General features: G+C 57.1%; 10 protein-coding genes. 3 read left to right on the forward strand and 7 right to left on the reverse strand.

Going from position 1 to position 14,607, the window contains the following annotated elements:
- Positions 1-87 precede the first annotated feature (87 nt).
- Together J0X19_RS23485 and J0X19_RS23490 are read right to left on the reverse strand one after the other, a co-directional pair.
- Positions 88-1,155, reverse strand: a complete 1,068-nt coding sequence (locus tag J0X19_RS23485) for a tetratricopeptide repeat protein (protein WP_219167897.1) — start codon at positions 1,153-1,155, stop codon at positions 88-90.
- Between the two features lie 116 nt (positions 1,156-1,271).
- Entirely contained in the window at positions 1,272-1,574 is a 303-nt protein-coding gene (locus J0X19_RS23490; protein ID WP_206986865.1) for a hypothetical protein, read from the reverse strand.
- 216 nt (positions 1,575-1,790) lie between these two features.
- Between J0X19_RS23490 and J0X19_RS23495 the strand changes: the two genes are divergently transcribed.
- Positions 1,791-2,213, forward strand: a complete 423-nt coding sequence (locus tag J0X19_RS23495) for a BrxA/BrxB family bacilliredoxin (protein ID WP_206986866.1) — start codon at positions 1,791-1,793, stop codon at positions 2,211-2,213.
- Between the two features lie 130 nt (positions 2,214-2,343).
- Here J0X19_RS23495 and J0X19_RS23500 read toward each other — a convergent pair whose 3' ends face one another.
- Together J0X19_RS23500 and recQ are read right to left on the reverse strand one after the other, a co-directional pair.
- A complete protein-coding gene (locus J0X19_RS23500; protein ID WP_206986867.1) occupies positions 2,344-4,413 on the reverse strand; it encodes a M3 family metallopeptidase in 2,070 nt (689 codons plus the stop codon).
- Between the two features lie 230 nt (positions 4,414-4,643).
- Positions 4,644-6,830 (reverse strand): DNA helicase RecQ, encoded by a 2,187-nt coding sequence (gene recQ, locus J0X19_RS23505; RefSeq protein ID WP_317194810.1) that lies wholly within the window; start codon positions 6,828-6,830, stop codon positions 4,644-4,646.
- Positions 6,831-7,008: 178 nt separating this feature from the next.
- Between recQ and J0X19_RS23510 the strand changes: the two genes are divergently transcribed.
- A complete protein-coding gene (locus J0X19_RS23510) occupies positions 7,009-7,986 on the forward strand; it encodes a KpsF/GutQ family sugar-phosphate isomerase (RefSeq protein WP_206986868.1) in 978 nt (325 codons plus the stop codon).
- A gap of 130 nt (positions 7,987-8,116) precedes the next feature.
- Positions 8,117-9,202, forward strand: coding sequence for a mannose-1-phosphate guanylyltransferase (locus J0X19_RS23515; protein WP_206986869.1), 1,086 nt, complete (start codon positions 8,117-8,119; stop codon positions 9,200-9,202).
- 83 nt (positions 9,203-9,285) lie between these two features.
- Here the strand turns inward: J0X19_RS23515 and rlmB are convergent, their stop codons facing one another.
- The 3 genes from rlmB to J0X19_RS23530 all read right to left on the reverse strand — a co-directional run bounded on the left by rlmB (position 9,286) and on the right by J0X19_RS23530 (position 14,605).
- Positions 9,286-10,311, reverse strand: coding sequence for a 23S rRNA (guanosine(2251)-2'-O)-methyltransferase RlmB (gene rlmB / locus J0X19_RS23520; protein WP_307788523.1), 1,026 nt, complete (start codon positions 10,309-10,311; stop codon positions 9,286-9,288).
- A complete protein-coding gene (locus J0X19_RS23525) occupies positions 10,275-11,480 on the reverse strand; it encodes a GWxTD domain-containing protein (protein WP_206986870.1) in 1,206 nt (401 codons plus the stop codon). Before J0X19_RS23525 ends, rlmB begins: the two co-directional genes overlap by 37 nt.
- Positions 11,481-11,605: 125 nt before the next feature.
- The gene (locus J0X19_RS23530) at positions 11,606-14,605 is read right to left on the reverse strand and encodes a glycosyltransferase family 117 protein (RefSeq protein ID WP_206986871.1); all 3,000 of its coding nucleotides are present in this window, start codon (positions 14,603-14,605) and stop codon (positions 11,606-11,608) included.
- Positions 14,606-14,607: the final 2 nt, after the last annotated feature.

Genomic DNA, 14,607 nt, shown 5'->3' on the forward strand with positions numbered 1-14,607 from the left:
CTCTATTGCTTCGTTCGTCCTCACGTCAGAATCTAGTTTGGCGGTAGAGATGCTTCGGCTGCGCTCAGCCTGACGGGCCTACTTAACTTAGTTGCCTTCGCCGCAGCCAGAGTTGGCGGCATAATTCGTCCCAATTTCCAGGCCCAGCTCGGCGGCTTTGCGCCAATCCTGACAGGCGCCCGTGGGGTTGCGCAGCATTTCGCGGGCGTGGCCCCGGTTGAGGTAGGCTTCGCCGTATTGCGGGTTGAGGGCCAGGGCTTTGCTGGCATCGGCTTCCGCTTTCTGGTAGTCTTCGAGCTTGAGGTAAGCAGCCGCGCGGTTGTTCCAGGCAAAGGCGTAGGTGGCATCCAGGGCCACCGCGCGCCCGAAATCCTCGGCCGCGCCCTTGTAGTCGCCGGCTTCGTAGCGAGTGGCGCCGCGGTTGGTGTAGGCTACGGGGTTGTCCTGCTTTTTCTGGAGGTAGTCGGCGTAGTCTTGGAGGGCACCTTTCAGGTCGCCGGCGCGGCGCTTGGTGCCGGCGCGGTTCAGGAGGGCCGGCAGCAGCTCGGGTTGCAGGGCCAGGGCCTTGGTATAATCCTGAATGGCAGCGGGGTAGTTGTTGAGCTGGCGCTGGGCGCTGCCCCGGTCGTGCCAGGCGTAGGCGTAGCCGGGGTCGGCCTTGATGGCTTGGTCGAAATCGGCTTTGGCGGCAGCGTAATCAGCTTTTTCGAAACGCAACGCCCCGCGGTAGTACCAGGCAGGAGCGTAAGCGGCGTTGGCTTCCACGGCTTTCGAGTAATCCTGCTCGGCTTCCGCAGGCTGTTTCAGCGCCTCCCGGGCCTGGGCCCGCCCAAAGTAAGCGGTGCCACTGGCGGGCTCCAGCTTCAGGGCCTCGTCATAGTCCTGCACGGCAGGCTGATAGTCTTTCAGCTCGTAGCGGGTGGTGGCGCGGTTGTAGAATGCCTTGGCAAAATCGGGCCGCAACGCCAGTGCCCGGTCAAAGTCCTGTAATGCAGCGCGGTAGCTTTTCTGGTTGAACTTGGCTACGCCGCTGTTATAGAGCTTTTCGGCTTGCTGGGCCGGCGGTAGGGTAGAGGCCCGCACCGAATCTACCTGCGCTTGCGCAGCTAAGCCGGTTAGGCCGAGGGCAGCAGTTAAGAGTAGTATGTTCCGCATCACATCCAGTCAATTGGTTTTACTGGATAAATATAATTTTTATTGCTGAATAGGCGTCAATAGCTTGTTATTTTTATTGTTTTATAAAACTATTTTAAGATGAAGTAGCAGCTTGCCTACTTCGTTTGCTCCTTGAGCTGCGACTTCACCAATGTTTGCCACTCATGGCGGGTGGAGCCGTCGAAAGCGGGGCGGCCGGCGCGGCGGTACCAATAGGCGGCATTGGTGGTGTCGCCTTCCTGGCGGTGCAGCAGGGCGTGCAGCCAGTCATAGGCCGGCTCGCCCTCGTGGTCTTGGGCAATGTCGTGTGCCTCAGCCCACTCGTCGCGGCCAGTGTGCCAAAGCGCCAGCAGGAGCGGTGAAAGGCCGGCTGGAGGGGTGTGCTGGGTGAGGGAAGCGTCGAATTCGGCGTACGTCATGGTGGAGTAGGGTTACGAGGAAAGTGAGCGGTTTACAGCCTAAGAGCAACAGGTGGAGTTGGTACGACCTCCATTTGCGTCTTAGCAAGCACCCCGCGCAGTAACTATAAATCAAACTTCCGGCGGGGCACTGATGTTTGCGTATTTTTGTAACCCCAACGTGCCACTGCGGCGCGTGGTTTTTTCACCTCTCACCCCAACGCCTAGCTTTTACCTATGGCTACGTACCCAGAATACATGGTTGCCCCCATCCGCCAAGACCTCGTAGAGGCTGGCTTCGAGCAGCTCATGACCCCCGAAGAAGTAGAGTCTGTTCTTGGCGAGCAGAGCGGCACCGTACTGGTGGCTGTTAACTCGGTGTGTGGCTGCGCCGCTGGCAAAGCCCGCCCGGCCCTGAAAATGGCCGTGGCTAGCTCCGAAAAGAAGCCGACCAAACTCGTGACGGTATTTGCCGGCATGGAAACCGAAGCTGTAGCCAAAGTGCGTGAGCACCTGCTGCCCTATCCGCCCAGCAGCCCCGCCATTGCCCTCTTCAAAGACGGCGAGCTGGTGCACATGATTGAGCGTTACCACATCGAAGGCAACGACCTGATGCGCATCGTTAATAACCTGCAAGGCGCTTTCGAAGAGTACTGCTAGAACGCGGATTTTGCAGATTTTTCGGATTACACAGATTTTGTAGCCGATTGACATAAAAAGGGCTTGGAGCAGATGCTCCAAGCCCTTTTTATATATCCCTTATCAGTTTCCAGAGAAAACGGACAAATCACTACAGGCCTAACGACTTGAAGAAAGCTTCTTGGTTGGGCTCGCGGCCAAGGAAGTTTTTTACCAGCTGATACTCGTCATCGGTGCCGCCTTTGGCCAGAATTAAGTCGCGGTAGCGGAGGCCGGTTTTCTGGTCCATCACGCCGTTTTTCTCGAACACCGAGAACATGTCTTCGGCGTACACTTTCGACCACATATAGCCGTAGTAGCCCGCGCCATAGCCGGTGAGGTGGCCGAACGCAGCTTGCATGTTGGTGCCGTCGAGGTAGGCGAAAGGGGTAATCTGGTTTTGTAGCTTCTTCAGTACCTCGGTAGTCGTTTCGGTGCCGTTCGGGTCGAACTTGTCGTGCAAGGTCATGTCAAGGGTGCCGTATAGGATCTGCTGCGAGGCGCCAATGCCGGAGCCTACGTTGCGTGCGGCCCACATCTTGTCATACAGCGGCTTGGGCAGCACCTCGCCGGTCTGGTAGTGCTTGGCAAAGGTTTTGAGGGCGTCGTAGTTCCAGGCCCAGTTCTCCAGAATTTGCGAAGGCGCCTCCACAAAGTCGCGCTTCACGCTGGTACCCGACTGGCTGGAAAGCTCGACCGTCGTCACCAGGTTGTGCATCACGTGGCCGAACTCGTGGAAAAACGTCACTACTTGGCTGTGGCTCATCAGGGCCGGCTTGCCGGGGGTAGGCGCGTTGAAATTGCAGAGCAAGGCCGCCGTGGGCAACTGGTAGCCTTTAGCTGTGGCTTTGCCCGATTCAATGCCGAAGCAGGCGGCGTGGGTGTACTTGTTGTCGCGCGGAAACAGGTCGAGGTAGAAGCGGCCGATGAGCTTTCCGTCGCGCTGCACCTCAAACATGCGCGCATCCTTGTGCCATACCGAAGCATCCTTCACCTCGTTGAATTTCAGCCCGAACAGCTGCTGCGTGGTTTGGAACAGGCCATCTACCACGTGGTTCACCTCGAAGTACTCCTTTACTTTCTCGGCATCGAGCTGGTATTTGTCTTTCATCAGCAGGTTGCTGTAGAAGCTGCTTTCCCAGGGCGCAATGGTTTTCACGCTGGGGTCTTTGAGGTAGGCGCGCTTCACTACCAGCAACTCCTCTAGGTCTTGCTGGCTTTTCTGCTTCACTCGGTCCACCAGCTTGGTTTCGAAAGCCCACACCGTTTCGGGCGTTTTGGCCATACGGCTGCTGGTCTGGTAAGCGGCGTAGGTTTTGTAGCCCAGCAGCTGGGCCTTCTTCTGCCGCTCAATCAGCAGTTGTTTCAGCACTTCCAGGTTGGTATCGGCGGCGCGGTTGTTATACAGCGTGTAGAGCTGCTTGCGCATCGGCTCCGACTCGGCGTATTTCATGAACGTGCTGTACGTGGGGCCGTCCACCGTAATGCGGTAGGCGTCGCCAGCTTTGGTGCGGCTCTTTTTGAAGTCCTCGGGCAGGCCTTTCATGTCGGCCTCGCTCACCATCAGGAAGCTCTGGTCTTTGGCAATGTTGGCCCCAAAGGCAATGCTCAGGTCCCCGATTTTGTCGTTTAGCTTTTGCAGCTCCTTGCGCTTTTCGGGCGTGAGAGCAAAGCCGTTGCGCTCATATTCCTCGATGGTTTCGGTTACAAATTTCTTGCGTGCCCCGGTTAGTGCCAGCGCCTCTTTAGATTTCGAGTAGTCCTTGATGGCGCGGTACAGCTTTTCGTCGAGGGCCAGCTCGTTGCCATACTTGCTGATTTGCGCCAGGCTTTTCTGGGCTTGGTTGCGAATAGTGGAATCGGGGCTGGCATTGAACAGGATGCTGATGGGCCCAGCCACTCGGTCGATGTCGTCGCTCAGGTTGTCGAGCGCCACCATGGTATTGGTGAAGGTGCGCTTGCCGGTCGGTACGCTGTAAATGGCGTTCAACGACGTTTTGGTGCCCGCTATAACCGTGGCCGTTGCCTGTTGCACATCGGCCTTCGTGACTTTGCTGAACGCAATAGGCTGGTTGAATGCCGGCATCAATGGGTTAGCCGCCGACACGCTTAGCACCGTCAAGGAGCTAACTACCAGTGTTAGGCCTGCCCGCACGGGAGCAAAAGAAGTATGAATGGACATGGAAAAGGAGAGTTGAAAAGCAAGGCTTTGAAGGTAGCCGATTTGCCGGATTATCCCGTGCGCAGTAGCCTACATCTGATCTATATCGAAAGCGGAACGCCACAAACCCAAGCACAACGAAAAAGCCGTTCCCCTAAGGCAACGGCTTTTAAGTGAAATCAACGCAGTATAGCGGCGGCGTGTCGTCTACAAAATCCGACCAATCCGAAAAATCTGCAAAATCCGCGTTCCTAGTTGGCCACTTCGCTTAGGAACTTGATGCGCATCAGGCGCAGGTCTTCCTCGGTGTAGTCATCAGTACCCAGCTCTTTCAAGGCCACCGCAATGTTGTCGGTGCTGGCCGACATGAAGTAGTCGTAGATTTCCTCCTGACGTTCCTCGTCCAGCAGTCCGTTGATGTAGTAGTCGAGGTTGAGCTTGGTGCCGGAGTAGCAGATGTGCTCGATTTCCTCCATCAACTCGCGCATGTCGATGCCTTTAGAGGAAGCAATTTCCTCCAGGTCCATCTTTTTGTCGATTTGCTGGATGATGTAAATCTTGATTTTCGACTTGTTGACGGCCGACTTCACCACCACGTCCGAAGCCGTCATGATGTCGTTGTCTTCCACGTACTTCTTGATGAGCGCCAGGAACGGCGGGCCGAATTTCTGCGCCTTGCCTTGCCCAACGCCGCCCACGTGGGCCAGCTCATCCATCCTGGTGGGGAAGGTGGTGGCCATTTCCTTGAGCGACGGGTCCTGGAACAGCACGTACGGCGGCAGGTCTTTCTCCTTGGCCATCTTTTTACGGAGCGCCTTGAGCATCTCGAACAAGGCTTCGTCGTGGCCGGCGGCTTGCTGCACTTCTTCCTGCTCCTGCTCCTCCTTCACCTCCTCGTCGTAGTCGTGGTCTTTGGTGAGCTTAACTGATTGGGGATTTTCGATGAAGTCCATACCCTTATCCGTAATTTTTACAACGCCGAAATTGTCGATATCCTTCTCTAAGAAACCAAAAATCAGGCACTGGCGCAACAACGAATGCCAGTACTGCGCGTCGTGGTCTTTGCCCTGCCCGTAAATCGGGAGGCCGTTGTGGCCGTAGCTTTCCACGTGGGCGTTGTTCATGCCCATGAGCACGGTGCCGATGTGGTCGAGGCCGAAGCGCTGCTCGGTTTGCACCACCGCTTTCAAGGCCAGCAATACTTCCTCTTTCGCTTCAAACTTCTCTTTGGGGTGCTTGCAGTTGTCGCAGAAGCCGCAGTCTTTCTCGAAATGCTCCCCGAAGTAGTGCAGCAGCTGCTTGCGCCGGCACACCGCCGAATCGGCGTAGTTGGCCATTTCCTGAAGCAGCAGCTTGCTGTTGTCGCGCTCCGTTACCGGCTTGTCCTTGTTGAACTTCTCCAGCTTCACAATGTCGTCGTAGCTGTAGAACATCAGGCAGTCCCCGTCGAGGCCGTCGCGGCCACCGCGGCCGGTTTCCTGGTAGTAACCCTCAATGCTCTTGGGTGTGTCGTAGTGAATCACAAAGCGCACGTCGGGCTTGTCGATACCCATGCCGAAGGCAATGGTGGCCACAATTACGTCGCAGTCTTCGTTCAGGAAGGCATCCTGGTTGGCCATACGCACGTGCGGGTCGAGGCCGGCGTGGTAGGGCAGGGCCCGCACGTCGTTGACCTTCAGCAGCTCGGCAATTTCCTCTACCTTCTTGCGGCTCAGGCAATAAATAATGCCCCCCAAGCCTTTGCGCTGCTTTACGTACTGAATCAGCTGCTTTTTGGTGTTGTGCTTGGGCCGAACTTCGTAGTAGAGGTTGGTGCGGTTGAACGACGTTTTGAACACCGAGGCGTCGTCCATTTGCAGGTTCTTCTGGATATCGAGCTGCACTTTGGGCGTGGCCGTGGCCGTGAGGGCAATAACCGGCACCTGCCCAATGTTGTCGATGATGCCCCGAATGCGGCGGTACTCGGGCCGGAAGTCGTGGCCCCACTCTGAAATGCAGTGCGCCTCGTCAATGGCTACAAACGAAATGGTAGCCTTTTGCAGGAAGTCGATGGTTTCATCCTTAGTCAAGGACTCCGGGGCCACATAGAGCAGCTTTACTTCGCCGCTGATAACGTCTTTCTTTACCCGGTTCATCTCGGCTTTGGTGAGCGTCGAGTTCAGAAACTGGGCATTCACGCCGAAGGCATTGAGCTGGTCCACCTGATTTTTCATCAGGGCAATGAGCGGCGAAATAACGATGGCTGTGCCGGGCAGCACTAAGGCTGGTAGCTGGTAGCAAAGGCTTTTACCCGCTCCGGTGGGCATAATCACAAACGTGTTGCGCCCCTCGATAACGTTCTGGATAATGGCTTCCTGCGTACCGCGGAACTGACCGTACCCAAAAACTTCCTTTAACTTGCCTTTCAAATCAGCCGCCTGGCTAACTACATTATTCACAGCTGGCATTGACATCCTCACTTGCTGGGTTGGAAGATTCAGATAGAGCTTCACCACACGTAGCGGCTTGCCTATCTCAATCTAGGGAATTTTGAAGTATTCGGCATGAGACAACAGGGAGTAAGACAAAACCGCTCTATCTCACTTCCCCGATACTCAAAACCTAATCAAATTTAGATTGAAACCGCAAAAAGAACTTCATTCCATTGCAAAAAAAGTGCTGCTAAATGAAGCGGACGCTATTCGGGGCGTAGCCGAGGCCATTGAGCAGACACCGGATTTTGCATTATGTGTAGAGGTAATCCTCTCATTGCGAGGCCGAGTAGTGGTGACGGGCATCGGAAAAAGCGCCCATATTGCCGGTAAAATGGTGGCCACTTTAAACTCCACCGGCACACCCGCCTTGTTCATGCACGCCGCCGATGCCATTCACGGCGACCTGGGCATGATTCAGCCCGAAGATTTTGTAATAGCCATCAGCAAGAGCGGCGACACCCCCGAAATAAAGGTGCTGGTGCCGCTGCTCAAGCGCAAAGGCGTACCAATGGCCGCCCTGGTCAGCAACGCCGATTCCTACCTGGCCCGCGAAGCCGACTACGTGCTGCACGCGCCTGTAACGCGCGAAGCCTGCCCGCATAACCTGGCACCCACTACCAGCACCACCGCCGCACTGGCCTTGGGTGATGCGCTGGCCGTGTGTTTGCTGGAAAGCCGTGACTTCACCCGCCAGGATTTTGCGCGCCTGCACCCCGGCGGTACGCTCGGCAAGCAGCTTTACTTGAAAGTGGGCGACTTAAGCCGCCAGAATCAGCAGCCCCAAGTACTGAGCGATGCGCCGCTCAAGGACATTATTCTGGAAATATCAGGCAAGCGCCTCGGGGCTACGGCCGTGCTGGATGCCACCGGCCAACTGCGCGGCATCATTACTGATGGCGACTTGCGCCGCATGCTCAGCACGTTTGCTGGCCGCCTGGAAGACGTGCGGGCCCAGGATATTCTCACGCCTAACCCCGTGGAAATTGACGTGGATGATTTTGCCGTAGAGGCCTTAGCCCGGATGCAGCAGCGCAATATCACGCAGCTTATTGTCACGGAGCAAGGACAGTTCAGCGGCTTTATTCACTTGCATGATCTGTTGCGCGAAGGATTGGTATAATTTAAGCGCCGTTGTATTAGGGAAAGATTAAGTATTTCTCTCCCGGCTTTGCCAAGTAGAGAAAGGTTCCCGTTAAAATCAGATATTTGCAGTACTTCAACCATTCTAGCTGCGGCAGTTTCACCTTATTATGCAACATACTTATCTCGTTGTAATGGCGGGCGGCATTGGTAGCCGCTTCTGGCCCTTCAGCCGCACCAACCACCCCAAGCAGTTTCATGATGTGCTCGGCGTGGGCCGCTCGATGTTGCAACTGACCGTAGACCGATTTGCCGGCATCTGCCCGCCCGAAAACGTGTTTGTAGTAACCAACCGCGACTATCGGGAGCTTGTACAGCAGCATCTGCCCAACCTGCCAGCCGACCAGATTCTGGGCGAGCCCATCGGCCGTAACACGGCTCCCTGCATTGCCTACGCCAGCTACTGCATTGCCAAGCGCGACCCCAAAGCCGTAATCGTAGTATCACCGGCCGACCACGCAGTACAACGCGAAGAAGAGTTCCGGCACGTTATCAGCCAGGCCGTTGATGTGGCCCGTACGCATGAGGTTCTCATCACGCTCGGCATTCAGCCCTCGCGCCCCGATACTGGCTACGGCTACATTCAATACATCGACGAAGAAGCTAGCAGCCTGCCGAACGGCCTGAAAAAGGTGAAAACCTTCACGGAAAAGCCGAATCTGGAGCTAGCCGAGATGTTCCTGCAAAGCGGCGACTTCCTCTGGAACTCTGGTTTGTTTGTGTGGCGCGCCGACGTAATCGTGCAGGCCTTCCACAACTACCTCAGTGATATTGCCGAGGTGTTTGACGATGGTCAGGCGCAGTTGGGTACCGCGCAGGAAGAGGCGTTTATCACCGAAGCCTACTCCCGCTGCCGCAACATCAGCATCGACTACGGCATCATGGAAAAAGCCGACAACGTGTTTGTGCTGCCCGCCGATTTCGGGTGGAGCGACTTGGGCACCTGGGATTCCCTGCATCGCATGGGCCGCCGCGACGAAAACAATAACGTCATCGACGGCGACGCTATCCTGTATGACACCACCGAGTGCGTTATCAAAACCCCATCGGAGCGTCTGGTCGTAGTTCAAGGCCTCGAAGGCTACATCATTGCCGAATACGACAACGTGCTCCTAATCTGCAAGCGCACCGAGGAGCAGCGCGTGAAGGAGTTCGTAGCTGATGTGAAGGCCAAGAAGGGCATCGGGTATAATTAAAAATTGAGAATTAAAAATTAAAAGTCGGCCGTTCAACGAATCTGCAAAGACCCGTTGAACGGCCGACTTTTAATTTTTAATTCTCAATTTTTAATTGATAAAAGCCGCTGACGCAGTACCTCGAACAGCATGATGCCACTGGCCACGGATACGTTGAGGGAGCCAATCTGGCCGGTCATCGGGATGCGGAGGCGGTGGTCGGAGAGGCGGAGGTACTCGGGTGAAATGCCGTCTTCCTCGCTGCCCATAAGTACGGCCACGGGGCCGGTCATGTCCACGCTGCCGGTTTCCAGGCCGGCGTCGGCCTTTTCGGTACAGGCTATGATTTGCACGCCGGATTCGCGCAGATACGTCAGGGTGTTCTTCAGGTTGGCCTCGCGGCACACCGGAATGAGGTTGAGCGCCCCGGCCGAGGTTTTCACGGCGTCGCCATTGATTTGGGCTGCGCCTTGGCTGGGCACCACAATGGCGTGCACACCCATACACTCAGCATTGCGGGCAATGGCGCCGAAATTGCGCACGTCCGTCACCCGGTCCAGAATCAGCAGAAACGGTACTTTGCCTTCTTCATACAGCCCCGACAAAATGCTGTCGAGCGGCATGTAGTCGATGGGTGATACAAAGGCTACGGCACCCTGGTGATTTTTACGGGTCAGGTTGTCGAGCTTTTCCACCGGCACCGACGACACCGGAATGCCCTGCTGCCGGGCCATTTCGTTGATTTCCTGAGTGAGGCTGTTCTTGGTGCCACGCAGTAGGAAAATCTTCTCCAGCGTCCGACCGGCGCTTAAAGCTTCCATAATGGGGCGCAAGCCAAACAGCATATCAATGCTACGGTCAGCAGCTGGCTTGTTGGCGTAGAACGGCTTGGGCTTGTCATACGAGCGACGCTCGGAGTTGCCACGCGGACCATCCGGGCGCGCATCAACAAAGCCATCCGGCCTACTTTCGGGGCGACGGTAGCCGGCGGGCGTTTCGCCATCAGAGCCGGAGCGGCTGGGGCGGTTGGTGCCGGGGCGCGGGGCGCGCGGCACCGGCCGGTTTTCGGCGTCGTAATAAGTGCGGCGCTCTTTTAGCGGCCTTGGGCGGTCGTCGTTGCTTTTCTCCATTGCTCCACGGCGGCATACCAGAGACGTTCGTACTCGGGGCGGCGCACCAGTTCATAGTGTTCGGGGGCAAAGGTACTGGGTTTAAGCCGGAACGTGTAGGAACTGGACGCGCCATTATCGGTAGCATGGTACACCCACCGCTCATCGGAAGCAGTGCGGTACACGGCGTCGGGCGGCCCCACGGCAATGTAGAGCATACCCCGGTCGGTCATCCAGCCAGCCTTGTGGGCTACAAACAGCTCGTTGGCTGACCGAGTGCGGCCGTAGTACGTGCGAATAGCTTGCCGGGCAATAACCTGCTGGCTGGCGGCGGCATTCAACCAAAACTGATCCACGGCCCGCTTAGGATTAGGCGCATCATACAGCTTTTTGCGCTCGGCTGAGGTGGTCAGGTACACCAATGGCTGAATCAGTTCGTCGGCAGTGGTGAGTTCCGGGTAGTCGGTGTCCGTTACGAGTAGCCCTAGCAACGACTTCTCGCCCACTAGCCGAAGTGTGTAAAGGCCAGCCTCGGGCAATTGCACCGGTAAGCCCGCGCGGAAAAACAGCGAATCGGTGACTGAGAGAGTGGGAGAGGCCGTGGACTGGCGGGCGGGGTCGGCGTGGGGAGGTAGCGCCGGTACAAACGAGGCACCATAACGGCGCACCTGCACCGGCTGCTCCGGCCCATAGCGGTCCACGAAAAAAGCCTCGCCGGCTCGTACTGAGCGGCGCAGCAGCGGAGTGCCCAAAGTATCGGTCAGCAGGTAAGGGCGAGCCAGGCGTGCGGCGGTAATAGGCAGCCAGGCCGCGTCGCCGTTGGCCGATTCGGCGGGCGGGGCGCAGGCCAGGCTAAGCACCGTGCCGCTGGTCAGCTGCGCAACAGGCAGGCAGAACTCCACCCGTGCACCCCGCTCATCGGGCCGGACGCGCCGGGCGAGGTGCCGCACCGTGTCGGTCCAAATCAGTCGGCGGGAGTCATAAGAAGGCCACGCGGTAACGCGTAGCGGGTTGCCTTGCCGGAACACGTTGCCGTCAGGGAAGCGCAGATAAATACGCAGGCTGTCACCCTCCCGGCGGGTATCCACCTGAATGCGTCGGTCGGCGCGGTACTGGTCGGAAAAGTCGCGCTTTTGGGCCAGGGCAGCTTGGGAGGCAAATGCTACCAGCAACAGCAAAAAGTATTTCATAGACGAGTAGCGTACACCCTTATAACGCGAAGTTCCGTTTCGCGACCATCAGAACGAATAGCTCGGCGCTTTCGTCCATGGGCCGCGAAACGGAACTTTGCATTACGCTCCGGTACTATTTCCGACTATTGGCGCGGATAGTATTGGTTCAGCAGTTCCAGCGCTTTTGTGGCCCGGGCCTTGTCGCCAATCTGCTCGGCGGCGCGGTACACGCTCTGCATGCTCAGCAGATACGTCTGGTTTTCCATATCGAACAGCGCCGGATTGTGCGTCTGGTAGTACGGCAATGCCACTTGGGCCCGGCTAATCATCTTGTCCATGATGTCGTTGGCGCGGGCCCGCTCACCTACTTCCACCAAGGCCGGCACAAATTGCGGCGCGTAGTAGTCGTACGGAATAGTATTGTCGGGCATGGCCGTGAAGCACTTGTCTAGCACTTCCTTGGCTTTCGCCTTGTTGCCTTCCGCCAAATAAGTATTAACTAGGCGCGAGAACTTGTCGCGGTAATTAGCCGGGAAGCGCAGGTTGTTTTCGTCGTAGAATACACCTGGCTTATCGAGGTTGCGGTACGAGAACTTCTTCATCAGGCTCTCATACATCAGGTCGGTGGCCACGTAGCCTTCGTCGCCGCGCGGTTCGTAGTTCGGGTCCTTCAGGGGCAGAATGCGGTAGGCCATGCCTTCCAGCTGGAAATAAGGCTGGAGGTTCATGAAGTCGCCGCCGGCTACGGTGCTGGAGAAGTAGATGGGCCGCTTCCAGTTGTTGGTAGCCAGCATATCCAGAATCACCAGGTTTTTTTTCTCGATGGCGCCTTTGCCCATGTTCCACTCCATGCGGGTCACGAGCTGCTTGCGCCGGTCCTTGGGCACAATACCCAGCTTTTCCACAGCCGTAGTATCCACGTCGAGGAAGAAGTTCGGGCTCGGGAACGACATCATAGCCGGCCCCGATTCGTCGTACGACACCTTCAGCAGGTCGCTGTTCTGCGTTACCAACTGAATAAATTCCTTCAGGTTGATTTGCTTCACCGACGGGTTTTCGGCGAACGGCAGGTAATCATTAGTGCCTTGCTTGTACCGGTCGTTGGGCATGGAGATGGGCAGCGGCTGCGACTCATACGCGCGGCGCTTCATCTGCTGAATGTACCAGTCGGTATTCAGGTAGCTCAATACGGCCACGCGTACGTCGGTGCGCACGCCTTCCACTTCCTGGGCGTACCAGAGCGGGAAGGTGTCGTTGTCGCCGTTGGTGAACAGGATGGCGTTGGGCTGCAACGAGTTCAGCAGGTTCTTGGCCGAATCCACGGAATTGTAACGGTCCGACCGGTCGTGGTCGTCCCAGCCTTGCGCAATCAGCAGTACCGGTGCCAACAAGCCCAGCGCGGTAGCCGCAATGGCCCGGCCCGAATCAGCTTTCAGCACCGAGCGAAGCAGCTCGGCCAGGCCCAACACGCTCAAGCCAATCCAGATGGCATAAGCATAAGTCGCGCCGGTGAAGGTGTAGTCCCGCTCACGCGGCTCGATGGGCGGCTGGTTGAGGTAGACCACAATGGCGAGGCCCGTAAACACGAACAACAAGCCCACAATGAAGGCGTTGCGCGAGTCGCGGCGCGACTGGTAAAACAAGCCAATCAAGCCCAGAATCAGCGGAATAGCGTAGAAATTATTGCGGGCTTTGCTGTCGGCCATGCGCTCCGGCACGCCGGCGTTGCTGGCATTCCAGGGCCACAGCCCACCCGACTGCTGGATGTCACTTTCGCGGCCCACGTAGTTCCAGAGGAAGTAGCGCCAGAACTGGTGGCCCATCTGGTAGCGGAACAAAAACGACAGGTTCTGGCCCATCGTCGGCTTCACGCCTTCCCGGATATCCACCCATTTCTGGTAGTTGTAGAGGTGCTCGGGCTGCGGGCTGTAGATGCGCGGCAGCAGCATTTTGTCGGCATCGTCGTACACTACCACCTGGCGCTTTTCAGCTACCACGTACTTGTCGCCTTCACGCACGTAGCGCGGGGCCCCTTCTTCATAGCGAATCGGGCGGGCGTTGAACTGCGGGCCGTACAGCAGGGGCCGGTCGCCGTACTGCTCACGCTTGAGGTAGCTCACAAAGCTGAGCACGTCCTCGGGGTTGTTTTCGTTGATGGTGGGGTGGTAGCTGCTCCGGATGGGGATGATGAGGTAGCTGGAATAGCCAATCAGAATAAACACCAGGCTCAGCATGGCCGTGTTCAGCAGGCGGTTGCGCTTATGGATGGAATAGCGGAAACCAACTACCAGCAGCGCCACAAACAGCACCAGGAAAATAATGATGCCCGAGTTGAAGGGCAGCCCTACGCTGTTCACGAAAAACACCTCGAAGCCACCCGCCAATGAAGGCAAGCCCGGAATGATACCCACCAGAATCAGGCCCACTACTACCAAACTGATAACCAGCGTAACGATGCCACCCCAGGTAGTAGGGTTCTGGGTACGACGGTAGTAGTAAATGAAAGCCAGCGCCGGCAACGCCAGCAGGTTCAGCAAGTGGACCCCAATACTGAGGCCTACGACGTAAGCAATGAGCACCAACCACTTGTCGGAATCAGCTTCGTGGGCGCGGTTTTCCCACTTCAGCATAATCCAGACCACCGCCGCCGTAAACAGCGACGACATGGCGTATACCTCGCCTTCCTCGGCATTAAACCAGAACGAATCAGAGAAGGCAAACGACAAGGCGCCTACCACGCCAGCACCCAGAATCAGCAGGCTCTGCCCGAAGGTGGGTTCTGGTGCGTTTGGCACGGAGTGGCCCAGCGCGCCGGGCTGATGCAGGACCAGCTTCTTGGCCAGCATGGTAATCGTCCAGAACAAAAACAGCACCGTGAACGAGCTGCTCAGCGCCGACAGCGCATTCACCAGCACCGATACCTTGGTGACGTCGCCGAAGGAAAACAGCGAAAACAGCCGGCCCAGCAGCAGAAACAGCGGGGCGCCTGGAGGGTGAGGCACCAGCAGCTTGTACGAACAGGCGATAAACTCGCCGCAGTCCCAGAACGAAGCCGTAGGCTCCAGAGTGATGAGGTAAACGACGGTGGCAATGGCAAACACCAGCCAGCCGACCAGGTTATTCAGGCTTTTGTATGAGCGCATAC

Source organism: Hymenobacter telluris (assembly GCF_017313265.1).
GTDB lineage: Bacteria > Bacteroidota > Bacteroidia > Cytophagales > Hymenobacteraceae > Hymenobacter > Hymenobacter telluris.

Coding starts and splice junctions, on each gene's coding strand:
- rlmB (WP_307788523.1), bottom strand. CDS start 10,311: ATGGAGAAAAGCAACGACGACCGCCCAAGGCCGCTAAAAGAGCGCCGC.
- J0X19_RS23490 (WP_206986865.1), bottom strand. CDS start 1,574: ATGACGTACGCCGAATTCGACGCTTCCCTCACCCAGCACACCCCTCCA.
- J0X19_RS23530 (WP_206986871.1), bottom strand. CDS start 14,605: ATGCGCTCATACAAAAGCCTGAATAACCTGGTCGGCTGGCTGGTGTTT.
- J0X19_RS23525 (WP_206986870.1), bottom strand. CDS start 11,480: ATGAAATACTTTTTGCTGTTGCTGGTAGCATTTGCCTCCCAAGCTGCC.
- J0X19_RS23485 (WP_219167897.1), bottom strand. CDS start 1,155: ATGCGGAACATACTACTCTTAACTGCTGCCCTCGGCCTAACCGGCTTA.
- J0X19_RS23500 (WP_206986867.1), bottom strand. CDS start 4,413: ATGTCCATTCATACTTCTTTTGCTCCCGTGCGGGCAGGCCTAACACTG.
- J0X19_RS23515 (WP_206986869.1), top strand. CDS start 8,117: ATGCAACATACTTATCTCGTTGTAATGGCGGGCGGCATTGGTAGCCGC.
- J0X19_RS23495 (WP_206986866.1), top strand. CDS start 1,791: ATGGCTACGTACCCAGAATACATGGTTGCCCCCATCCGCCAAGACCTC.